The sequence below is a fragment of the Nonomuraea sp. NPDC049400 genome (genome assembly GCF_044466425.1).
In the GTDB taxonomy this organism is placed as follows: domain Bacteria; phylum Actinomycetota; class Actinomycetes; order Streptosporangiales; family Streptosporangiaceae; genus Nonomuraea.
On record NZ_JBITMP010000012.1, the window covers coordinates 35,095 to 56,666 of the forward strand.

At 70.0% G+C, this 21,572-nt stretch carries 18 protein-coding genes; 7 read left to right on the forward strand and 11 right to left on the reverse strand.

Annotated features, from left to right (window positions below; translation table 11 throughout):
* The first annotated feature begins 113 nt into the window (after window positions 1-113).
* The 7 genes from ACIBVN_RS20315 (at window position 114) to ACIBVN_RS20345 (ending at window position 7,421) form a co-directional block, all read left to right on the forward strand.
* Window positions 114-1,037, forward strand: a complete 924-nt coding sequence (locus tag ACIBVN_RS20315) for a LysR family transcriptional regulator (protein WP_397138472.1) — start codon at window positions 114-116, stop codon at window positions 1,035-1,037.
* A 33-nt stretch (window positions 1,038-1,070) separates the two neighbouring features.
* Complete coding sequence (locus tag ACIBVN_RS20320; protein WP_397138474.1) at window positions 1,071-2,204, forward strand: PP2C family protein-serine/threonine phosphatase; 1,134 nt, start codon at window positions 1,071-1,073, stop codon at window positions 2,202-2,204.
* A complete protein-coding gene (locus ACIBVN_RS20325) occupies window positions 2,201-3,346 on the forward strand; it encodes an ATP-binding protein (RefSeq protein WP_397138476.1) in 1,146 nt (381 codons plus the stop codon). Before ACIBVN_RS20320 ends, ACIBVN_RS20325 begins: the two co-directional genes overlap by 4 nt.
* Window positions 3,339-3,788 carry a response regulator gene (locus ACIBVN_RS20330; RefSeq protein ID WP_397138478.1) on the forward strand — a complete coding sequence of 150 codons (450 nt, stop codon included), beginning with the start codon at window positions 3,339-3,341 and terminating at the stop codon, window positions 3,786-3,788. The genes ACIBVN_RS20325 and ACIBVN_RS20330 overlap by 8 nt, the downstream gene beginning before the upstream one ends.
* 187 nt (window positions 3,789-3,975) lie before the next feature.
* Window positions 3,976-4,761: a hypothetical protein gene (locus tag ACIBVN_RS20335; RefSeq protein ID WP_397138480.1), complete on the forward strand. Its 786-nt coding sequence runs from the start codon at window positions 3,976-3,978 to the stop codon at window positions 4,759-4,761.
* A gap of 12 nt (window positions 4,762-4,773) precedes the next feature.
* Window positions 4,774-6,672 carry a fumarate reductase/succinate dehydrogenase flavoprotein subunit gene (locus ACIBVN_RS20340; RefSeq protein WP_397138482.1) on the forward strand — a complete coding sequence of 633 codons (1,899 nt, stop codon included), beginning with the start codon at window positions 4,774-4,776 and terminating at the stop codon, window positions 6,670-6,672.
* Window positions 6,669-7,421, forward strand: a complete 753-nt coding sequence (locus ACIBVN_RS20345) for a succinate dehydrogenase/fumarate reductase iron-sulfur subunit (RefSeq protein WP_185068527.1) — start codon at window positions 6,669-6,671, stop codon at window positions 7,419-7,421. Before ACIBVN_RS20340 ends, ACIBVN_RS20345 begins: the two co-directional genes overlap by 4 nt.
* 45 nt (window positions 7,422-7,466) lie before the next feature.
* Here the strand turns inward: ACIBVN_RS20345 and ACIBVN_RS20350 are convergent, their stop codons facing one another.
* The 11 genes from ACIBVN_RS20350 to ACIBVN_RS20400 form a co-directional block, all read right to left on the reverse strand.
* Complete coding sequence (locus tag ACIBVN_RS20350) at window positions 7,467-8,723, reverse strand: hypothetical protein (protein WP_397138484.1); 1,257 nt, start codon at window positions 8,721-8,723, stop codon at window positions 7,467-7,469.
* Between the two features lie 103 nt (window positions 8,724-8,826).
* Window positions 8,827-9,423 (reverse strand): hypothetical protein, encoded by a 597-nt coding sequence (locus ACIBVN_RS20355; protein ID WP_397138486.1) that lies wholly within the window; start codon window positions 9,421-9,423, stop codon window positions 8,827-8,829.
* 34 nt (window positions 9,424-9,457) lie between these two features.
* Window positions 9,458-9,862 carry a (deoxy)nucleoside triphosphate pyrophosphohydrolase gene (locus ACIBVN_RS20360; RefSeq protein WP_397138488.1) on the reverse strand — a complete coding sequence of 135 codons (405 nt, stop codon included), beginning with the start codon at window positions 9,860-9,862 and terminating at the stop codon, window positions 9,458-9,460.
* Window positions 9,859-10,953, reverse strand: coding sequence for an NlpC/P60 family protein (locus ACIBVN_RS20365; protein ID WP_397138490.1), 1,095 nt, complete (start codon window positions 10,951-10,953; stop codon window positions 9,859-9,861). Before ACIBVN_RS20365 ends, ACIBVN_RS20360 begins: the two co-directional genes overlap by 4 nt.
* Entirely contained in the window at window positions 10,950-11,591 is a 642-nt protein-coding gene (locus ACIBVN_RS20370; protein WP_397138492.1) for a hypothetical protein, read from the reverse strand. The genes ACIBVN_RS20365 and ACIBVN_RS20370 overlap by 4 nt, the downstream gene beginning before the upstream one ends.
* A 2-nt stretch (window positions 11,592-11,593) precedes the next feature.
* The gene (locus ACIBVN_RS20375) at window positions 11,594-13,837 is read right to left on the reverse strand and encodes a type IV secretion system protein (RefSeq protein WP_397138494.1); all 2,244 of its coding nucleotides are present in this window, start codon (window positions 13,835-13,837) and stop codon (window positions 11,594-11,596) included.
* On the reverse strand, window positions 13,834-16,314 hold the full coding sequence (locus ACIBVN_RS20380; protein ID WP_397138496.1) for an ATP-binding protein: 2,481 nt from the start codon (window positions 16,312-16,314) through the stop codon (window positions 13,834-13,836). The genes ACIBVN_RS20375 and ACIBVN_RS20380 overlap by 4 nt, the downstream gene beginning before the upstream one ends.
* Window positions 16,315-16,361: 47 nt before the next feature.
* Window positions 16,362-19,325, reverse strand: coding sequence for a TcpE family conjugal transfer membrane protein (locus ACIBVN_RS20385; RefSeq protein ID WP_397138498.1), 2,964 nt, complete (start codon window positions 19,323-19,325; stop codon window positions 16,362-16,364).
* A 55-nt stretch (window positions 19,326-19,380) separates the two neighbouring features.
* The gene (locus ACIBVN_RS20390) at window positions 19,381-19,626 is read right to left on the reverse strand and encodes a hypothetical protein (protein WP_397138912.1); all 246 of its coding nucleotides are present in this window, start codon (window positions 19,624-19,626) and stop codon (window positions 19,381-19,383) included.
* An 81-nt stretch (window positions 19,627-19,707) separates the two neighbouring features.
* The gene (locus ACIBVN_RS20395; RefSeq protein WP_397138500.1) at window positions 19,708-20,427 is read right to left on the reverse strand and encodes a conjugal transfer protein; all 720 of its coding nucleotides are present in this window, start codon (window positions 20,425-20,427) and stop codon (window positions 19,708-19,710) included.
* Between the two features lie 623 nt (window positions 20,428-21,050).
* Window positions 21,051-21,350: a hypothetical protein gene (locus tag ACIBVN_RS20400; RefSeq protein ID WP_349448468.1), complete on the reverse strand. Its 300-nt coding sequence runs from the start codon at window positions 21,348-21,350 to the stop codon at window positions 21,051-21,053.
* Window positions 21,351-21,572 lie beyond the last annotated feature (222 nt).

Below are 21,572 nucleotides of genomic sequence, written 5' to 3' on the forward strand. Positions count from 1 at the left end.
AGCAATGATCCGTCCAAGTCATGATGGGTCTGGTTTCGATAGCCTCTAGCTATGATGCTTGGTTTGTACGGTCGCGCACGCTGAGGACACCCACTGGGTGCGAGGAAAATCACATGCAGTTGCAGCAGCTCGCGTACTTCGTCGCCGTCGCGGAGGCCCGGCATTTCACCCAGGCCGCCGAGCGCATGCGGGTCGCGCAGCCGTCGCTCAGCAAGCAGATCAAGGCCCTGGAGGCCGATCTGGGTGCTCCCCTGTTCTCCCGGGCGCGGGGCAACGTCACGCTGACCGCCGCCGGCGAGGCCCTGCTGCCGCTCGCCCGCCGGATCCTCGCCGACGCCGACACCGCCAGGCAGGAGGTGGCCCAGCTCGCCGGGCTCCGCAGGGGCCGGGTGCGGCTCGGGGCCACGCCCTCGCTCTGCGCGGGGCTGCTGGCCGACGCGCTGGCCCGCTTCCACCGCGCGTACCCCGGCATCGAGCTGCTGGTGGAGGAGGGCGGCTCGCGTGACCTGATCAGGGCGCTGGCCCGGGGGCAGCTCGACATGTCGCTGATCATCATGCCGCTGCAGAGCGACGACCCCGCGCTGGTGACCGAGGAGATCCTCAGGGAGAACCTCGTGGTCGTCTCCCCCTCGTACGAGCGGCTGAAGGGCCCGTACATGGAGATCGAGGCCCTGCGCGGGCGCCAGATGGTGATGTTCAGGAGCGGCTACGACCTGCGTGAGGCCACGCTGGCGGCGTGCCGGCAGGCGGGGTTCGAGCCCAGGTTCGCGGTGCAGGGCGGCGAGATGGACGCCGTGCTGAGGTTCGTGGAGGCGGGGCTGGGCGTGGCCGTGGTGCCCTCGATGGTGCTCGACGGCCGCCCCGGGCTCTCGGGCACGCCGCTCGCCGGGCTCAGCCGTACGATCGCGCTGGCCCACCGGAAGGACGTCGAGCCGACCAGGGCCGCCCAGGCGTTCAGGGAGGCCCTGCTGTCGTTCGTCGTCGAGGCTGGTCATGAGGGCACGCTTCCGCAAGGGGTGGAGCTCATCGCAGAATGAACATCGACAGCCCGACTCTCCCGTGAGGCGTTTGTGACGGCAAATCTTTCAGAGACGCTCACGCTGCTCCTCGTCGAGGACGACGACGGCGACGCCTTCCTCGTGGAGGAGCTGCTCAAGCAGGCCGCCGCGCCGCCGAAGATCTTCTGGGCGCGCAGCCTGCAGGAGGCCAAGGCCAAGCTGACGCCCCAGATCCAGTGCGTGCTGGTCGATCTCTCGCTCCCCGACGCGCACGGGCTCGAGGCACTGGAGGAGGTGCTGGCGCTGGCGCCGCACACCGCCGTGCTGGTGCTCACCGGGCTTCGCGACACGCACGTGGGCGTCGCCGCCGTGCAGGCAGGCGCGCAGGACTTCCTGGTCAAGGGGGACATCGACGCGCGGCTGCTGGCCAGGGCGATCAGGTACGCGATGGAGCGCAAGCGGGCCGACCTGGCCCAGCTCAGGCTCGTGCAGGCGGAGCTGACGGCCCAGGAGAACTCCAGGCTGGAGAGCGCCCTGCTTCCTGACGCCCTGCTGCACACCCAGGCGATCGAGCACGTCACCCGCTACCTGCCCGGCAGCGGCGGGACGCTGGCCGGCGACTTCTTCGACACCGTGCAGACCCCCGACGGCTCGGTGCACGTCGTGGTCGGCGACGTGTGCGGGCACGGCCCCGACGAGGCCGCGCTCGGCGTGGCGCTGCGCATCGCCTGGCGCACACTGGTGCTGGCCGGCCAGACGGACGACACGCTGCTGCGTACGCTCGACGCCCTGCTGCGTGCCGAGCGCAAGGCTCCCGAGATCTTCACCACCCTGTGCATGGCCACGATCACCCCCGACCTGCGCAACGCCAGGATGCGGGTCGTCGGGCACCCGCCGCCCGTGCTCATGCGTGACGGCGCCGTCCAGGTGGTGGACGGCACGCCCTCCGGCCCGCCGCTCGGGATCTTCACGGACGCGGAGTGGTCGGTGATCGACGTGCCGCTGGGCGAGGAGTGGTCGATGATGCTCTACACCGACGGGCTGATCGAGGCGGTCGTGGGCGAGCGCGACGAGATGCTCGGCGTCGAGGGCCTGCTCGACCTCGTACGCGAGCACGGCGCCATCGACCTCGACCGGCTCATCACCCGGGCGGGCACGCTGAGCGACGACCTCGCCGCGGTCCTGGTCCGCAGGAGGAGACCATGAGCATCAACCCGCTGCCTCCGCCCAAGGAGCCGACCGGGCTGGGCCGGCTGCCCGCGGCCCGCTGGTTCCTGATCATGGGCGTGGTGGCCTTCGTCGTGTTCCTGGGCGGGATCGTGGTCGCGATGATGATGAACTCGCGCGCCCGCGCGCTGGCGAAGGTGCCCGCCGTCGAGGCGCAGCTCGACCGGCTCAACGTGGCGCTGATCGTACTCTTCGCGGTGATGCTCGTGTTCGTCGCGGCGCTGGCGTTCATCATCCGCTACGCCGTGCTGAAGCCCGTCGACCAGCTCACCCAGCAGGTGCGCAAGGTCGCCGCCGGCGACTTCGACCACACCCTGCACGTCGACAGGCCGGCCGAGCTGGCCGAGCTGTCCAGCCACGTCGACTCCATGCGCGACCGCATCGTGTCGGCCTGGCGGGTGGCCACCGACCAGGCGGAGGAGCTGCGCAGGTCCAACGGAGAGCTGGAGCAGTTCGCGTACGTGGCCAGCCACGACCTGCAGGAGCCGCTGCGCAAGGTCGCGAGCTTCACGCAGATGCTGGAGCAGCGCTACGGCACACAACTCGACGAGCGGGCCAAGCAGTACATCCACTACGCCGTCGACGGCGCCAAGCGCATGCAGCTGCTGATCAACGACCTGCTCGACTTCTCCAGGGTCGGCCGGGTCCCCGGCGAGAAGACCGCGATCGACTCGGGCGCGGCCCTCGACAGGGCGCTGGAGAACCTGTCGGCCACGATCGAGGACACCCAGGCCACCGTCACCAGGGACGAACTGCCCGAGGTCAGGGCCAACCGGCTCCAGCTCACCCAGCTGTTCCAGAATCTGGTCGAGAACGCCGTCAAGTTCCGCTCCGAGGCGCCGCCGCGCATCCACATCGGGGCGAGCAGATCCGGCGACATGTGGGAGTTCAGCTGCTCGGACAACGGCATCGGGGTCGAGCCCAAGTACGCCGACCGCATTTTCCTGATATTCCAGCGGCTCCACCCCCGCGACGTTTATCCGGGCACTGGCATCGGGCTGGCACTGTGCCGCAAGATCGTCGAGTACCACGGCGGACAGCTCTGGCTCGACGGCGGTGCCGAGAGCCAGGGCGCGACGTTCCGCTGGACGTTGCCGGCGGCTGGAGACGACGATGAATGACTGGCGCCCGATCGAGGTGCTCCTGGTGGAGGACGACCAGGGCGACATCCTGCTCACCAAGGAGGCCTTCGACTTCAACAAGGTGCGAAACCGGCTCAACGTGGTCAATGACGGCGAGCAGGCGATGGCGTACCTGCGCAACGAGGACGGCTTCGCCGACGCGCCGCGCCCCGACCTCATCCTGCTCGACCTCAACCTGCCCAGGATGAGCGGCATGGAGGTGCTGGCGGAGGTCAAGGCGGACGCCATGTTGCGGACGATCCCGGTGGTGATCCTGACGACCTCAGAGGCGGAGGAGGACATCCTGCACAGCTACCGGTTGCATGCCAATGCGTATGTGTCCAAACCGGTGGACTTTGAGCAATTTATCCGGGTTGTCCGGCAAATCGATGATTTTTTCGTGACAGTGGTTAAGTTGCCTGCCCAGGGGCAGCGCCTCTGACGGGCCTACGTGACAGGAATCACAGCAAGTCATCGAAATTGTGAGTGACCCCGCTCACAATTTCCCATGCTGTCGTCGTAACGTATCCCCCACCAACGCGCGCCTGAGCGGCTACCGCACGCGCGCCCAGCGAAACGAAACCACGGACCCCATGCGCGATGGTCCGCGGGAGGTGGAGAGGTCCGCGATGACCCAGACGACGCCCGAAGCCCCTGTCAGAAGGCAGCGAGCGCAAGTCAAGGTGCGCACGCTGCGCACGGACAGATGGTGGCTGGTCCCGCTGCTGACATTCCTCGGGCTCAGCTCGTTCCTTGTCTATGGCGTGTGGGCGATCATCGATAACAGCTATTTCGTCGATCCCTACATAGCGCCGTTCTCCTCGCCGTGCCTGGCGACGTCGTGTCCCGAGGGGGCACGCCTGTTCGGCTGGGCGCCGTTCGGCGACTGGTACGCCCTTCCGCCGGGGCTGCTGATCCTCGGCCTGCCGGGCGGGTTCCGGCTTACCTGCTACTACTACCGCAAGTCCTACTATCGCTCGTTCTGGCTGTCACCGCCGGCGTGCGCCGTCCAGGAGCCGCACGGCAAGTACACCGGCGAGCGGCGCTTCCCGCTGATCATCCAGAACATCCACAGGTACTTCTTCTACGCGGCCATCCTGATCGGCCTCGTCCTGGCCTACGACGCCGTCCTGGCGCTCGTCCACAAGCCGATCGGCCTGGGCACCTGGATCCTGATCGCCAACGCGATCCTGATCAACGCCTACACGCTGTCGTGCCACTCCTGCAGGCACATCACGGCGGGCAGGCTCAACCACTTCTCCCGTCACCCGCTGCGCTACCGGGCCTGGACGTTCGTCTCCAAGCTCAACGCCAAGCACCAACCCCTCGCGTGGGCCTCGATGTTCTCCGTCATGGGCGCCGACCTGTACGTCCGCCTGGTGGCCAAGGGCATCATCGCCTTCCCGTACGCGTAAGGACCAGCTTCAGTGGAAAACTCGCTTAACACAGAGCGTCACGAATACGACGTCGTCGTCATCGGCGCGGGCGGCGCCGGCCTGCGGGCCGCGATCGAGGCCCGCCAGCAGGGCAAGAGGACCGCGATCGTCTGCAAGTCGCTGTTCGGCAAGGCCCACACGGTCATGGCCGAGGGCGGCGCGGCCGCCGCGATGGGCAACGTCAACCCCGACGACAACTGGATGGTGCACTTCCGTGACACCATGCGGGGCGGCAAGTTCCTCAACAACTGGCGGATGGCCGAGCTGCACGCCAAGGAGGCGCCCGACCGCGTCTGGGAGCTGGAGGCCTGGGGCGCGCTGTTCGACCGCACCAAGGACGGCAAGATCAGCCAGCGGAACTTCGGCGGGCACGAGTACCCGCGGCTCGCACACGTGGGCGACCGTACCGGGCTGGAGCTCATCCGCACGCTGCAGCAGCGCGTCGTCGCACTCCAGCAGGAGGACTACGAGAAGCACGGCGACTACGAGGCCTACATCAAGGTCTTCGCCGAGTGCACGGTCACGCGGCTGCTCAAGGACGGCGACCGGATCTCCGGCGCGTACGGCTACTGGCGCGAGTCCGGAAATTTCGTGCTCTTCGACGCCCCGGCCGTGGTCCTGGCCACCGGCGGCATCGGCAAGTCGTACGTCGTCACGTCCAACTCGTGGGAGTACACCGGTGACGGCCACGCCCTGGCCCTGCTCGCCGGCGCCAACCTGATCAACATGGAGTTCATCCAGTTCCATCCCACCGGGATGGTCTGGCCGCCGTCCGTGCGCGGCATCCTCGTCACCGAGTCCGTACGCGGTGACGGCGGCGTGCTGCGCAACTCCGAGGGCAAGCGCTTCATGTTCGACTACATCCCGGACGTGTTCAAGGACAAGTACGCGACCACGGAGGAGGAGGGCGACCGCTGGTACACCGACCAGGCCAACAACCGGCGCCCGCCGGAGCTGCTGCCGCGTGACGAGGTGGCCCGCGCGATCAACGCCGAGGTCAAGGCCGGTCGCGGCTCACCGCAGGGCGGCGTCTTCCTCGACGTCTCCACCCGGCTGCCGGCCGAGGAGATCAAGAAGCGGCTGCCGTCGATGCACCACCAGTTCAAGGAGCTGGCCGACGTCGACATCACCGCCGAGCCCATGCAGGTGGGCCCGACCTGCCACTACATCATGGGCGGCGTCGAGGTGGACGCCGACACCGGCGCGGCGGCCGTCCCTGGGCTGTTCGCCGCGGGCGAGGTGTCCGGCGGCATGCACGGCTCCAACCGGCTCGGCGGAAACTCGCTGTCCGACCTGCTGGTGTTCGGGCGGCGGGCGGGCGCGGGCGCGGCGGCGTACGTCGACTCGCTCGAGACCAGGCCCAAGATCTCCCCCGAGCTCGTGGAGGAGGCCCGCGAGGAGGCGGTGGCGCCGCTGGGGCGCGACGGCGAGAACCCGTACGAGGTCCACCACGAGCTCCAGCGGACGATGAACGACCTGGTCGGCATCATCCGCAAGGCCGAGGAGGTCAGCGAGGCGCTCCAGGTCGTGGAGAAGCTCAAGGAGCGCGTGCGGCTGGTCGGCGCGGCAGGGTCCCGCATCTACAACCCCGGCTGGCACCTCGCGATCGACCTGCGCAACATGGTGCTGGTCTCGGAGTGCGTGGCGCGCGCCGCGCTGATGCGCGAGGAGAGCCGCGGCGGCCACACCCGCGACGACTTCCCTGGGATGAACCCGGAATGGCGCCGCAAGCTGCTCGTCTGCTCCACCGAGGACGGCTCCGCGGTCAAGGTCGAGGAGAAGCTCCAGCCGCGCATGCGCGACGACCTGATCACCCTGTTCGACGGGGACGAGCTGAAGAAGTACCTCACCGAGGAAGAGATGACCGAGTTCGACGGGATTTCGAAATGAGCTACAAGGCGAAGTTCAAGGTCTGGCGCGGTGAGGGCGGCGAGGGCAAGCTCGAGGACTTCACCGTGGAGGTGAACGAGGGCGAGGTCGTCCTCGACATCATCCACCGGCTGCAGGCCACGCAGGCGCCCGATCTGGCGGTGCGCTGGAACTGCAAGGCGGGCAAGTGCGGCTCGTGCAGCATGGAGATCAACGGCAAGCCGCGGCTGGGCTGCATGACCCGGATGTCCACCTTCGAGGAGGACGAGACCATCACGGTCACGCCGATGCGGACGTTCCCGGTCATCAAGGACCTCGTCACGGACGTGTCGTTCAACTACCAGAAGGCCAGGGAGGTCCCGTCCTTCACGCCGCCCGCCGGCGTCCGTCCGGGCGAATACCGGATGCAGCAGGTCGATGTCGAGCGGTCCCAGGAGTTCCGCAAGTGCATCGAGTGCTTCATGTGCAACAACGTCTGCCACGTGATCCGCGACCACGAGGAGAACAAGGCCAACTTCTCCGGCCCCCGGTTCCTCATGCGGATCGCCGAGCTGGACATGCACCCGTACGACGTGGCGGACCGGCAGGAGGCCGCGCAGGACCAGCACGGACTGGGCTACTGCAACATCACCAAGTGCTGCACCGAGGTCTGCCCCGAGCACATCAAGATCACCGACAACGCGCTGATCCCGATGAAGGAGCGCGTGGTGGACCGCAAGTACGACCCGCTGGTGTGGCTCGGCAACAAGATCTTCAAGCGCGCCAAGTAGGCACGCACGAATAAGGGGGGCTGGATTTCCAGCCCCCCCTTTCGTCTACTTCTTGCGGCCCCAGCGCCTGCGCTTGGGGTCAGGCATCTCCTTGGTGGGCTCAGGACGCTCCTCCTGAGCCTGTGGCTGTGGCAGCGGCTGAATGGCCGTCACGTCCGCCTCAGGGGCCAGGTAGGGCGGTGGCTCGTACTCCTGCTGCCGGGACTCCGGCTGGAACAGGGGCTGGCCCTGCCACGGCTCCGCGTCGCCGGGCTCCGCCGCCGAGGCCGGCCCGAGCGGGCGCTCCTGACCCTTGCCCTCGTAGGGCTCGGAGCCGCCCGGCGGGATGTCCGCGGGCGGCGCCGGCGGGACCAGGGGCTCGAACGGGTCGCGGTACTCCTTGGGCGTGGGCGGCTCGTGGTTGTAGGAGTCGAACTCGTCCGGGTGCAGCACCACGGGCTCCGCCGGAGGCTCAGGCACGTACCCCTGGGGCGGGTACGCGGGCTCCTCGTACACGGGGGCAGGCCCCGCCGGGTACGTCTGCACCGGCACGAAGCTGATGATCGGCGCGTACGCCGTGCCGCCCGGGTAGCCGGGCGCGGGGAAGCCGGCCGTGGCGTAGTAACCGGGTCCGGCGGGGTAGCCGCCGCCCGGAGGCATGTCCGGGCGTCCCGGCTGCGGCCCCGCCTTGCGTACGGCCGCCGCGTGGGCCATCCTGCGCAGCCGTCCCTCGAAGATCAGGACGGCGAAGAGCGCGAGCAGGACCAGCACCAGCGCCGGGATGCTGAGCTTCTGCGCCAGCGACTTCTGGTCGAACTCCGGCGCGGCGTTACGCAGCTCCAGCGGCACCTCCTCGGAGGAGGCGGGCTGCGTCTCGGTCGGCGTCGGAGGGGCGCTGGTCGCCGTCTCGACCGGCGCGATCGACGGCATGTCGACGGACGCCTCGGCGGTGGTGCTCGGCGAGGCACTCGTCTCAGGCACCTCCACGTTCTGCGTGGGCAGAGGCTGGAGGTTCTGCGTGGGGGTGCTCTGCGGTGGGGTGGTCGCCGGGGGCGGCGTGGTCTTCTTCGGCGTGGGGGTCTTGGTCGGCTTCTTCGGAGTCGAGGTGACGGTCCTGGTGACCGTCGTCTCCGGCTGCTCGGGCTCCGGCGTGCCCGCCGTCTCCGTGACCGTTACGGTGGTCTCCGGCGGGCTGTCGCACAGCTCGCTGGCGTCACAGGGGTCCACGGGCTCGTACGCCGACACGGAGGCGCTCGCGCTCTGCATGATGAACGGAGTCACTCCGGCGCCGGCCAGACCCAGCGCCAGGACGATAGCGGACACGGCCGTCGCTCGAGTGCGTGCCACCGGTGCCCTCCGCGCAGTCCCGAAACCTTGGTCAAGGGAATACTAGTCGGGTCAAAGTAACAGTAAGGCCGGGATTAACCTACGTTTTGCGTTTTTGACGTCTTTGTACCGTGCCAATCAGCCACAGAGCGCCCAGCAGCACTCCGATGCCCATGGCGGCGAACGGCAGCCCCGTTGCGCCGCCGTCCAACGGGCTCGCCCATCTGACGGGCTCGACCCGCTTGCGCGCCACGGCCACCCCCCACGGCCACGGCGCCACCCCCTGCGCCGTCTCCGCACTGAGCGAGGGCAACACCGCGGGACGGGCTCGCATGGGTTGCCTGACCGCGCCGGCTCCGTGCTTGTGCACGCCCGCCTGCCGCTCTTCGGCGCAGTTCTGGTCGATGCCGGGTTCTGGGCTCTTCGTCGCGATCCCGGTCCCTGCCGCCAGCGCCGGCGCCGGCGCCGGGCCGGACGCGACCGCCGCCCGGTCCGCGCCGGCCATCCCGTTCACGCGCACCCCGAACCGCTGAACGTCTCCCGTCCTGATCCACTTCCCCGGTCCGCGCACATGCTCGAGCACCGGTGACATCCGGTCAGCCGCCACGGGGACGGTCGGCACCGCCAGGATCAGCGCCCCCGCAATGACCCAGCCACGCCGCATCACTCCCCACTCCCCCGTTGCGACAGGTGTCACCCGTAGTAGTCATTGTGTCACGCAGGGGGATGTCTTAATCGCGGGAAAGCAGGAGATTTTCCACCGATTTCATGACAGGCAGATCCGCGCCCAGCCATTCGACGGAGTAGTACTCGCCGGGACCCAGCCATCGCAGCGCCAGATGCTCGCGGGCCTCGGGCACGCCGGAGGCCAGGGAGCAGAGCCAGACGCGCAGAACGTACCCGTCGGAGAGCGGCCAGTCCCCGCCCACCCGCTCGCCCACCGCGACCTCCACGCCGAGCTCCTCGCGGCACTCCCGCACCAGCGCGTCCGCCTCGCTCTCGCCGGGATCCACCTTCCCGCCAGGGAACTCCCAGCCGCCCGCGAGCGCGGCGGGCTCCGCGCGCTGGGCGGCGAGCACCTTGGCTCCCGGGGCGACGATCACCGCGGCCACCACGACCGTGTCGAATTCGTTCACAAGGAAGGATTCTGCAGCTTTTTGAGCTGCGCGAGAACGTCGGGGTTCTGCAGGGGACGGGTGAAGCCCACCCGATTGTCACGCGCCTGGTAGCTCGTGACCTTGATCGGCCCGCACAGCCGGCACCTGGCCTCCAGCATCTTGCCCTTCGACACGACCAGCCCCACATGGCCGGGGTTGTTGGCGGAGGTTCCCGGGCCGGCGTTGAAGAACACCAGGTCTCCCGGCTGCTCCTGGCCCTCTAAAACCTTCTCCCCGAACGGCCACTGCAGGAAAGTCGTACGCGGGATCGTCAGCCCGGCCGACCGGTACGCGGCGTAGATCACGCCCGAGCAGTCGAAGGCGTCGGGTCCCGTCCCGCCCCAGAGGTACGGCTTGCCGCGCTGCGCGAGCGCGTACTCGAGGATCTTGGCCACGACGTCGTTCGGCGCGGCCTCCACCAGCGGCTCGTCGCACTCCTCCGAGGCCTGCGGCGGCACCTTGACGTCGCCCGACTTCGCATACTTCCTGGCGATCTCCACGACCTGGTCGACGTACCACCAGGCCCGGTTGTAGACGAACAGCGCCTGCCGCACGTTCTCGGGAGCGCCGTTGCGCTTGAGCATCCGCGCGGCGCCCAGGATGGCGTCGGCCGGGTTGTAGACGTCGCCCACGCCGTCACCGTCGCCGTCGGAGGCGTACCCGGTGAACTTCGACGACATCGGGATCTGGGCCTTGCCGCCCCACGTGGAGATCAGGAACTGCATCGGCCCGGCCGCGCCCGCATAGTTGGTGCCGCTCTTGACGCCGGGCAGGTTGGAGCGGCCGTGGTCGGTCTCTCGCTTGCCCACGGCGGCCAGGATGTTCCACTGGACGCCGATCTTCTTGCCGTACTCCTTGTACAGCTCCAGGTATTTGGGAGGAATGTCGGCCGTGCCCGAGTCGGACACGTCCTCCACCTGCTTGCTGTCGTTGCAGTCGGGCGAGGTGCCGCCGTCGCTGAGGAACGACGGCATCGAGATCAGCAGCATCGGCGACACGATGACCGCCGTGAGCAGCAGCAGCCCGGCGCCGCCGATCAGCAGGGCGAGCCGGGCCCGTGAGAGCTTCACCCCGAGGTGTCCCCCTCCTCGTCGCCTTCCTGGCCCTCCGTGGCAGGCCGGATGTCGAAGATCCGCCAGTCGTCCACGAGCTGGCTCACCGTGACCGCGTACTCCTCCGTGAGCTGCTTCGTGCCGCTCTTCGCGGCCTCCTGCCGGGTCGCGGTGACCACGAAGACGATGGAGGTCTTCTCGATCTGCCTGATCTCCTTCAGCCTGGCCGTGGCCGTGGAGACGATCTGGTCGTTCCGGTTGTGCTCGACGGTGCCCGCCGAGGTGACGGTCCTGGTCAGCTCGTTGCCGAGCTCAGGCGTCGTGAACACCTTCACGCGGGCCGCGTACGCCGCCGGGTCCTCGTCGTACCTGAAGGTGCCGTACGCGGCGGTGAACCGTTCGGCCAGGTCCGCCGCCGCGGCGAGCTGCTCCTTCTTCATCGGCAGGTACGAGTACACGTCGAACGGCGCGTCGCTCGCGGTCGCCAGCGGCGGGCTCGGCGCGGCAGGCGCGCTGGCGGCCCTGGCCGGCTCCTGCTTCGACTCCGCGGGGTCGTCCCTCGAGTCCGGCCACATCGTCAGGTAGATGCCGACCGCGGCGATGACCACGACGATGGCGGCGAAGGCCACCCCGCGCCTGTCACCTCGCTCCGCCATGTTCAGTCCTTGTCCTTGCTCGGTTTGAGCCAGAACGGCACGGAGGGGCTGTCACCTCCGGAGCCGTTGCCGTTGCTGCTGCTGCGCAGCCAGAGCGGCGGGGCCTCGGAAGTGCGGGACGACGGCTCGTCGGAGCCGAAGATCCGGGGGCCCGGCGAGCTGCCCGGCACCCTCGAACCGCCGTTCGGCCGGGACCCGCCACCGGACCTCGAGCCGCCGCCCGAGCCGCCCGACCCGGAGCCGCCGAACAGCCCGCCGCCGGACCCGCGCGAGCGCGTGCCACCCGACCGGGATCCGCCCGTGCCGCCGAACCGGGAGCCGCGCGACCCGCCGGACGAGCCGCCCCTCGACGGCGAGCCGCCACGGGACGCCCAGCCGCCGCCGGACCCGCCGCCGAACCAGCCGCCCCCCGAGCCGCCGGACCCACCACCGGACGGGGCGGCACCGGACGTGCCGGCCACCCGAGGGCCACTCGCCGCGGCACCGCGCGTGCGGGTGGGCGTGCCCAGGTTGAGCGGCGGCGCCGTGCCCCTGCGCGGCTCCAGCGGCGCCCTGGCGCCCGCCTTGCCGCCCTGCTGGTCGGTGTCCAGCGGCGCGGCCGTGGCGGGGATCCTGGCGCCCGTGGTGGCGCCCTCGCCCTCCTCGGCGCGTACCCGGGCCTGCCCCGCGCCGGCCGCGGCCGTGGCCGCCGCTCCCGCCGGGTTGCCCGCGCCGGCCGCCCTGATGAGCGGCTCGGCCTTGCGCAGCCCCCAGCGGCCGATCCTGGCCGAGGCGACCGGCGGCAGCACGCCTGCCGAGCGCTCGAGCACGGACGAGCTCGCGGCCTCGCCGAGCATGCGCGTGGCGACCGAGTGACCGCTGATGGAGGCGAACAGGTGCTGGAACGGCCTGCGGTAGAAGAACACCGCGATCGTCAGCAGGGCCATGAACAGCACCTGCATGCCCCACGGCATGGCCGTGGAGATGATCAGCGCGTACCCGTACACGAGGACGCTGAGCACCAGCGTGAGCACGGCCTGCCTGAGCAGCGTGCCGATGAGCATCTCCACCCAGCGCATGGCGACGATCCGGCCGCTGCCCGGATGCACGCCGATCAGCAGGAACACCGGCCCGAGTATCAGCAGCAGCAGGAAGCCCACCTTCAGCACCAGCAGCGAGACCGCCACCAGGAAGATGAGCACCCCGGCCACGATGGCCGCGATGAACGCGCCGACGGCCACGCCGAGCCTGTTGGACCAGTCGCGGCCGGAGAAGACCGTGTAGACGGGGTCGTTCTTCAGCTTCTCCCCCAGCGAGGCGTACTCCGACTGGCGGGCTCCCGTGTCAGGCGCCGGCTGGCCGGCCACGGTCCGCGGGATCGACTGCATCTCCAGCACCTTGCGGCCCCAGTCGCGCACGATGGGCTGCTGCGGGTCGGCGGTACCGAACAGGCCCACCAGCCACGGCTTGCAGACCAGCGTGGACCACAGCGCGTCGGCGTTCTGGTCGACGCCCGGCGTGCCTGCCTGGGCGTACCCGCCGGGCTTGACCTCCGGGGCGCCCTGGCCGGGAGGGGGCAGGCAGGAGGCGCCGCCCGCGCCGGGCAGACCGGAGAAGGCCGAGTTGACGACCTCGCCGGTCTTGTCCGTGACGACCTTGCCCAGGCCGGTGAAGTCGCCGGGGCGGCTGAGGAACCAGACCGCCACGGTGACGGCCAGCACCATCCAGATCACGCCCTCGGCGGTCGTGGTGGCCCGCTTGCGGATCAGCCCGTACCAGGCCAGCCAGATGGCGCCGAGGATGACGATCGGCTGGAGGAAGGGCCAGTACATGGCCTTGGAGAGGTTCGTGACGATGTCGTCGACGACGTCCTTGATCGACTGGAGCGGTCCCTCGGTCGCGGCGGCCTGGTACGTGGTGATCGTCAGCCGGTCGACGGCCTTGGCCGCGGTGAAGATGCCGTTGGCCCACATGTTGCCGAGCACGGCGACGTAGTCGGAGCAGCCCAGGTCGTGGGTGTGCCAGAACTGGCCGCTCATCCCGAACTGCGAGTAGTTGGTGGTCGGCGCCTGCGCCCCGGCCTGGGCGGGCGCCTGGATCAGGCCGTCCAGACCGCCCCCGACCACCTCGGGGTTGAGCGGGCCCGACAGGTCACACGGAGCCGCGGCGGCGGGGACCGACAGGCCGCCCACGACGATCGGCACCACGAGGATGCCTGTCACGAGCGCGAGAGCCAGCGCGAGTCGTCGCGATAGCCGGATCTTCATGACCGTACCTCCTGCGCTCTGCTCACGCCCCCTTGAAGATCATCATGCCCGTCGCCGTCGGGTTTGTCGTGTGTCGGGTTCGTGTCGAGCCATCGGAGAAGTTCCTCGGAGATCAGGTCTACTCCGATTCGCCCCGCCCTGCCATCCAGATCGCGGAATACGCATTCGCCGTTTCCGAGCGAGCGCAGCACGGCCTTGTGCTCCTCCGACGACTCAACCCCGAGCAGGGACATGACGTGGTCCACCTCCACCCGTTCGGTGGACCTGAACGCGAAGACGGACGACAGGCAGTTGGTCACCTGCTCGTTCAGCAGGTCTCCGGCGTTCTGGGAGACCAGCACGAGAGCGGTGTTGCGGGAGCGGCCCATCCGGCTGACCTCGGGCACCAGCTTGGCGCCCTCGGGCGTGGAGGTGATCGCCCACGCCTCGTCCAGGAAGATCGCCTTGGGGGCACGCCGGTCGAGGCCGTTCATCAGCCTGCGCGCGAACTGGGAGACCAGGTAGAGCAGCGCCACCGACAGCCGCTGCTCGTAGGAGTAGTCGTCCCTGGTCGTGGCCACGTCGGGCAGCGTGAGCCCGCCCAGCGTGAACACGGTCGTCCACCCCTCGCTGTCGATCTGGTCGCCGCCGGAGGGGTCGAAGCAGAGCCTGGCCAGGTGCATCTCCGACATCGAGCGCAGCACGGCGCCCAGGTTCTTCGACGCGGGGTCGTCGGCCTGCTCCAGGAAGTCGACGACCTTGCCGAGCGAGGGGTCGGGGCCGTTGGACACCGCGGCCACCGCCTGGATCATCGCCGACTCGCGCTCCTCCGACATGCGCGGGAGCAGCAGCCGCAGCGTCTCGGTGGCCATGGTCTTCTTCGCCGCGATGTCGTCGCCGAACGAGAACGGGTCGAGCAGCCCCGGCGCCGCCGATCCCAGCGGGATGACGCGGGCCTTGCGGCCGCGCTTCTCCAGCAGCCGCACCAGCGACTCCGCGTCGCCCTTCGGGTCGATCACCGCGACCGTGACGCCCCTGAGCGCCATCTGGTAGATCATCAGCAGCGCGAGCGTGGTCTTGCCGCCGCCGGGCTCGCCGGTGATCGCGATGGCGGTCGGCCGGTTGCGGGTGGCCGCGACCAGCGGGTCGAAGTGCACGATGCTGCGGGCCCTGCCGACGGTCTCGCCGATGTACGGGCCGAGCCAGCCTTCCTTGCCACCGTCGTCGAGCCGGTCGCCGAGGTCGACCGTGGCGGTGGCCATGCCGCCCGCGATCGTGCGCAGCGGCTGCCGCTGGGCGTAGGCGTTGACGCGTACCTTCTCGCCCGGCAGCGACTCACAGAACAGCGAGAACTGGTCGCCCGTCGAGTTGACCACGTCGATGCCCATGTCGCGGTAGTGCTCGACGACCGCCTCGACGCGCTGCACGCAGATGTCCTCTGTGGGGGCCGACACGACCAGACGGTGCCAGCCGTACACGAAGGGCAGCCGCTCCTTCGTGATGCCGTGCTCGAGCAGCCGGGCCGCGTCGATCTGCTCGGCCAGCGCGAGCGGCGCCTCCGCGCCGGCCTCGCGGATGTGGTGGTCCATGTCGCGGGCGTGCGCGAGCTTGCGCGCGACGTCCTTGGACGCCTTGACCGGCGAGATGAGCCGCATCCGCGAGGAGATCTCCACGGGGAACGGGAGCTGGTCGGCGAAGTGCATCCACGGCTCGCCGTCGGGGAACGGCATGAGGTCGGGGAAGCGGGCGAACGACAGGTAGGCCACGTACGAGTCGCCCTGCGGCTGCACGATGCGCAGCAGCGACCTGCCGTTGTGGATCTCCCCCTCAACCAGCGCCTCGATCTCGCCCCTGCCCCAGCGCCGCTTCGGGCTGGCGCTCGGCGGCGGGTCGCCGAGCGCGCCCGCGGCCGCGTGCTGGAACAACCACGCCACCTCGACCGAGGTGGCGTGCCTGGCGTAGAGGGCGCTGGATGCCAGCGCTCTGCCGAGGCGTTCTGCGGACTCGGTCCACCGCCCGATCTCGCTGTCGGGCACATGGTCGTCGTCCATGCCGAGCGCCTTCTCGGTCTTCTGGTAGAAGCCGAAGACCTGGGCGAGCACGCCGGCGCCGAGCTGCTTGCCGCGCGGGCCGAGCCGCACGCCGAGGTAGACCTCCTTGGACCAGAAGTCCTTCGCCCAGACGTGCCGGTACATCTCCTCCAGGTAGTCGCGCCAGCCGGGTCCCTCGTCGGACGTGGCATTGAGCGCCATGGCCCACTCCGCGGCGGGGTACGTGCGGTGCGCGACCCTCAGGTGGACCTCCGCGTCGGGCATCCTGATCGCGGCCAGCGCGATCGTGATGTTGGTGGCCAGCGCCTCGCGCTCCTCCGGGGTGACGAACTCGTAGCTGACCGTCGGGAGGCGGAAGTACGCCCATGCGCTGGTGTCTGTGAGCAGGATGCGGTCGTCGAAATAGCGGACCGCGAGGCGCTGGTGCGCTCGTGACGCCCTGCTCATGCCGCCCCCTCGGCGCATGAACGGGCCAGACCTGCTCGCTTGTTCACTTATCGCTCACCGATTCTCGTGCCCGGGGGGTCACTCGCCAACTCCTCTTCGCTCGGACGGACGGTCTGTGCCTGTGCCTTTGCCGCGAAGCCTGCGACCACGACGCCGGCGAGGGCGAGGTATGCCCGCCTACCGGCCGCGCGCAACTGCCCGGGGTCGACGACCTCGGCGCCGTCGGGCGCAAGGCCGTCCTCCCAGGGGACCCTGACGATGGCCCGGCACCTGCCCCTGGCCATCGACTCCGCCTGCTCGACGTCGGCCATCGAGCGCCTGCTCACGCCGTTGACCACCATGACCGCGCGCCTGCGCAGGTCCGCGCAGCCGTGCCCGTCGAGCCACTCGTACGTCATCGCCACCGCCTCGGACGCCTCCTCGCTCGCGGGGACCACGAGGACGAGCTGGTCCGCGTACGGCAGCACCCTGGCGGCCAGCGCGGGCGCCGGGTCGATGACGGCGAGCTTGTAGTGGCGGTCGAGCAGGCGCATCGACTCGCCCAGCCGGTGGTCGGAGAAGAAAGAGCGGTCCGCCAGCCGCTGCTCGGCACCCGCGTCGGTGTCCGCGCTGATCACCTCGAGCCCCGAGGCGGTCCTCGTCGTGTAACCGCGCATCGTGAGATACCCGCTGACGCGGTCGAGCCCGGACAGCAGCGAGGTGAGGGTTTCCGGCGTCTCCGGCTGGATCTTGCTGGTCATGGTGCTGCCGCCGGTGCTGGCGTCCACGGCGACGACCCTGTCGTCGCGGTATGTGGCGAAGGTGTGGCCGAGCATGAGCGCCGTCGTGCTCTGTCCCGCGCCGCCGGTGCAGCCCAGGACCACGACCCTGCGGCTGCCGCTGAACACGCCCCTGGCCCTGGCCTCGTCGATCTCGGACCCGTCGGTCCGCACCCCGCCGCCGCCGACGACCACCTGAGCGATCCGCCGCCACCCGCCGGAGTCGCGTCCCACCACGGACTCGACCCGCCGCACCCGGCCCTCTCCCGGCCTGGGCACGGGCGCCACCAGCCCACCGGCCCCGTCACGCCGATCCCCACCGGACCCGCCACGGTCACCACCGGCACTGGCCGCCGGCTCCATCGGCTCACCACCGGCACCGGCCACCGGCACACGCCGGCCACCGCCCTGCGCGGAAGCGCGCCGATCACCGCCCGGCGCGGACGTACGCCGATCACCGCCTGGCGCGGCGGCGCGCCGCTCACCACTGGAACCCGCCGCTGCGACACCGCGGTCGGCGTCGGTGCCGGGTGCTGGTGCGACACGCTTGTCGCCCGTGTCCGCCGTGTCCGCCCTCGACGCGCCACGGCCACCCGTCGTGCCCTGTGTGTCGCCGTCATCCAGTGGCTCGGCGTCCGAGTCGCCCGCCAGCTCTGCGGTTCCATGGGCGTCCGAGTCCTCCGCCAGCTCGGCGAGCCCTTGGGCGTCGGCATCATCGGGCACGGCGGCAATCCCCTGCGGGACGCCGCTCTGCGACGCGTCATGCGCCAAGCCCTCCGGCACAGCGCCCGGCCGCCGCGCCACTGACCGCTCCGATTCGCCGCCTGCCGCACCGGATCCTGGCGCCTCCACACCGCCTCGCGCGTCAGAGGCCTCGCCATCCTGCCGCGGGCTGCCGGCGCCGATCGGGACACCGGCCACGTCCGGGGCGCCCGGCGGCTGGGTCGGGTCCTGCGTGGCGGGCGAGTCAGCGGCAGCGGGGGCGTCCTCCGTTCGGGCGTGCTTGGGGACGGCGGGTCGGGGCAGCGGCTTGGCGTCGGGGTTGAGCGGGGGCCAGACGCGCTTCGTGCCCGGCAGCACCAGCGCCGGGCCCAGCCGGGGCGGCTGCCCCTTCCTGTGCTGGTCGCGTGCGACCTCGTCCTCGGGCCGCTCGTCTTCGTGCCGCTCCCCCTCGGGGCGTCCCGCCGGCTCGGGAGGTGCGTCGGCGCTCGCCGCGAGCTTCCTCAGCCGCCGCAACGCCTCTGTGTCGATGGGCTTGCCGGTGGCGGCCTTGCGGTCGTCCCCCGCGTTGAGCGGCACAGCCGCCGCACGCGCGGTCGGCGCCTCATCGGGCGATCCGTCCCCGACCCCCTGTACGGCCTCCTGGCTCCGCGCCTCGACAGGGGGCTCCTGCGCAGCGACATGGGCCCGGGCAATGGGGGCGCCCTCCCTCATGCCACCACGCTCCCGAGACCCCGCGCCGCCATGCTCCCGGACGGCCGCAGGCTCTCCCGCGCCACCACGCTCCCGGACGCCGGGGCCCGTCGTGCCGCTGCGGTCCAGGGCGACGGGCTCAGTCGCCAATCCCTCGTGGGCCGCGGCCCGCGGTGCCTCCTGGCGGCGGCCAGAGCCGCCTGGAAGGGCCTCCTCGCGCCGCAGCGCACCCGACTTGGACCCCGGGGCAGGGGGCGGGGCCGCCTGGCGTGTCCGGGCCTTGAGAGCGGGCGCCGTACCGCGGCGGGTGCCCCAGCGGCTGGGGGTCGGCTCCGCCACGGGAGCCTGGGAGGCGGCGGCAGCCGCGGCCGCGACCGCAGGGCGGACCTGGCGGGGACCGGCGATCCGCTGGCCCTCGCGCCGCCGCTGCGGTTGGCGGGCCTTGCGGGGCGCCTTCGACTTGGCCCGAGCGGGCATGGTGCGCCAGACGCGGGCGGAGAACGTGATCGTCTCGGGCTCCGACGTGGGCGCGAGACGGTACCACGCCTTCGGCTGGCCCAGGTAGCGGAGCTGGGACTCGAGGAGCTCGGTGAGCCGCTTGCCCTCGATGACGGGACGGGTGGACAACCAGGTCACGATCCCCGGCGGCACGAGGAACAGCACGTGCCAGGGCATCTCCACCGGCACGCCCACCAGGACCAGCAGGAGTGACCACGGGACGAACACCCCGACGAACACGCCGATCCAGACGATCGGGAGCGGCATCGGCAGCCGTAGGTCGTACAGCTTGTAGAGCCGCTTCTCGATCCGCCAGATGTTCGTATATGTGGGCAGGTCCACGCCGCTCCTCCTCTCCACCCGCTCGTACATGACCGCCGCGGAGCGGTCTCAACCCTTACTTGATGCCCAGTGCGCCGGCGATCGCCTTCGCCGTCACCTCGATGATGTTGGGAACGTAGAAGATCACTCCGATGGCCACAGCAAGTATGAGGAACTGCACGAATCGCGTGATCTCGCGGGTGAAGAGAAAGAAGAGCGCGACCACGGAGACGACAACGAGGAACAATGGGGCGAAGAAGCTGCGCAGGAAGTTGGCGAGTCCTCCGGTGTCAATGCCTGTCGGTGCCGGCGTCGGCGACATCTCGATCAAGGCGAGCACTACGGTCTTCAAGGTCACTTCTTGTCCTCCCGGGGGGTATCGATCAGCAGCGCGGCCGTGCCTCTATCCAACGACCCGACCGGCGCCGCGGATGTCGGCGACGAACCACTTGTCGCCCTGCTTCTCGACGGTCAGCCGGTAGGCCATCTCCAGCGTGCCGCCCACCGTCGCCGGGTCGGTGGTCCCGGGGGTGGGGGGCGTCTCGCTGTTGGGCACGACCCACACCACGACCGCCTGGATCTCTCGTGTGGCACCCCCCACAGGCACCACGACCTTCTTCAGCTCCTTGAACGTGAACGTGCCGCCGAAGCTCGGCAGAGTCTTGCCCGCGGCGACATAGCGCTGCAGGCCGGCGGTGTCACCGAGGGCGTAGTCGGTGAAGAAGCCCTTCAGCTGCTCCTTGAGCTCGCTCGCGGTCGCCTCGTCGGTCTCCGGCGCGGCCAGTTGCGGCACGTCGGCCGGGGCAGGGGCGGGCAGGACCGCGGGCCGGCCGACGACGGCGAACCTGCCGCCGGCGTCGTCGCCCGAGTAGTAGACCGGGACGGACAACATCAGCCTGCGCCGGCCTGACTGGAAGGCCACGCTCACCACCGCGTTGTGGGCGTCGCTCGCCTCGATGTCGTACGGCTGGATGGCGACGGCCGAGAGCTTGCCGTAGCCGTCCCATCCCATTTGCGGGTCCATGCCGTCGGCCAGGAACGCGGCGAGCTTGCCCGACCTGCTGGCCGCGTCTTCCGGATTGAAATTGAGATAGACCCCGGCGAACTGGGCAGCGAAAGCCATGCCGCGGTCCGCGGGAAATCCATGGTGAGCTGGGGTAACGGCATTGGGCGTCGCAGTCTCTTGCTGGGTAAATCGCTCAAATGGGGCACGAACCCCATTCACTACGATAACCACAATAAGCGCCCAGAGAACGATGCGGCCGACCCATACCAGCCACCGCCCGCCGCCGCCCGACCAGCCGCCGCGCCGCGGCCTGCTGGGCGGCGGCGCGTCGAAGTCAGCTGTGTCGAGGCGCGCGGAAAGCTCGGGGTCGCCAGCGATCCGAGGATCGTGCTGGACGGTAGACCTACGAGCCATCACGCCTCCGCTCGCGCCGATCCCCCCGGCTGGCGCGGTGTCGTCCGTTGCCGATCCCCATCATCCGCGGTGAAGTAGTCACCCTATCCGGTCTCCGCCATTCTTCCAGGAAAGCCACGCCCATGCTGCGGCATGACCGACCTGACGGCAAACCGGATCGGATGGCAGGCGCCATTGCCGATTCCTGTCAGCTCCCAGTGGAATCGGCTTTTGACCAGGCCAGACGCCTGAAAGCGCATAGCGCGACAGTCACGGATTCCTGTCCAACAGGCATGGACTCTCGCGACCTGCGGATTTGGTATGGATCGCGCGGCGACCCCCGGCCGTCAGGCGGGCTCCGGGTCCTGAGTGGGCCTCGGCGGGCGCCTGCTGTGCAGGTCCACGACCGTCGGCTGCACCGCCCGCTCCAGGGAGCCGCGCAGGTCCGCCAGCATCTCGGCGGCATCACGCTCACGCATGCGCGTCGCCATCTCGTTGCGCTCGTCGACCTTCCTGCGGAGGTACGCCTCGCGGTTGACACGCAGGCCGTACATGAGCTCGACCCTGATCAGGGCGAGCTCCTCCTCAAGGCTGATGCCCGCGAGCGTGGGCGCGGGGCGTCGTTTCCGGATGATGCGACGGATCATTGAGGGCCTCCCGAGTCAGCGTGAACGCCGTGACGATTCGACGCGCGGGGGCCCAAAGTGGTTGACGCATCAGTTTTCCCGGCATCAGAGACGTCGTATCAAATCCCGGGACCAGACGTCTGAGGGGGCTTCACCGCCGTCCACCGTGGCAACTTAGCGTAGCGAACGACAACGCTGCGTGATTGAACCCGGAGACACGCGGCAACCCCGTCAGCGAGGCAC

Bases quoted from the DNA above. Each gene is read 5' to 3' on its own strand.
- ACIBVN_RS20380 (WP_397138496.1), bottom strand. From the start codon at position 16,314: ATGAGCAGGGCGTCACGAGCGCACCAGCGCCTCGCGGTCCGCTATTTC.
- ACIBVN_RS20335 (WP_397138480.1), top strand. From the start codon at position 3,976: ATGACCCAGACGACGCCCGAAGCCCCTGTCAGAAGGCAGCGAGCGCAA.
- ACIBVN_RS20315 (WP_397138472.1), top strand. From the start codon at position 114: ATGCAGTTGCAGCAGCTCGCGTACTTCGTCGCCGTCGCGGAGGCCCGG.
- ACIBVN_RS20325 (WP_397138476.1), top strand. From the start codon at position 2,201: ATGAGCATCAACCCGCTGCCTCCGCCCAAGGAGCCGACCGGGCTGGGC.
- ACIBVN_RS20330 (WP_397138478.1), top strand. From the start codon at position 3,339: ATGAATGACTGGCGCCCGATCGAGGTGCTCCTGGTGGAGGACGACCAG.
- ACIBVN_RS20370 (WP_397138492.1), bottom strand. From the start codon at position 11,591: ATGGCGGAGCGAGGTGACAGGCGCGGGGTGGCCTTCGCCGCCATCGTC.
- ACIBVN_RS20375 (WP_397138494.1), bottom strand. From the start codon at position 13,837: ATGAAGATCCGGCTATCGCGACGACTCGCGCTGGCTCTCGCGCTCGTG.
- ACIBVN_RS20400 (WP_349448468.1), bottom strand. From the start codon at position 21,350: ATGATCCGTCGCATCATCCGGAAACGACGCCCCGCGCCCACGCTCGCG.
- ACIBVN_RS20390 (WP_397138912.1), bottom strand. From the start codon at position 19,626: ATGTCGCCGACGCCGGCACCGACAGGCATTGACACCGGAGGACTCGCC.
- ACIBVN_RS20345 (WP_185068527.1), top strand. From the start codon at position 6,669: ATGAGCTACAAGGCGAAGTTCAAGGTCTGGCGCGGTGAGGGCGGCGAG.
- ACIBVN_RS20395 (WP_397138500.1), bottom strand. From the start codon at position 20,427: ATGGCTTTCGCTGCCCAGTTCGCCGGGGTCTATCTCAATTTCAATCCG.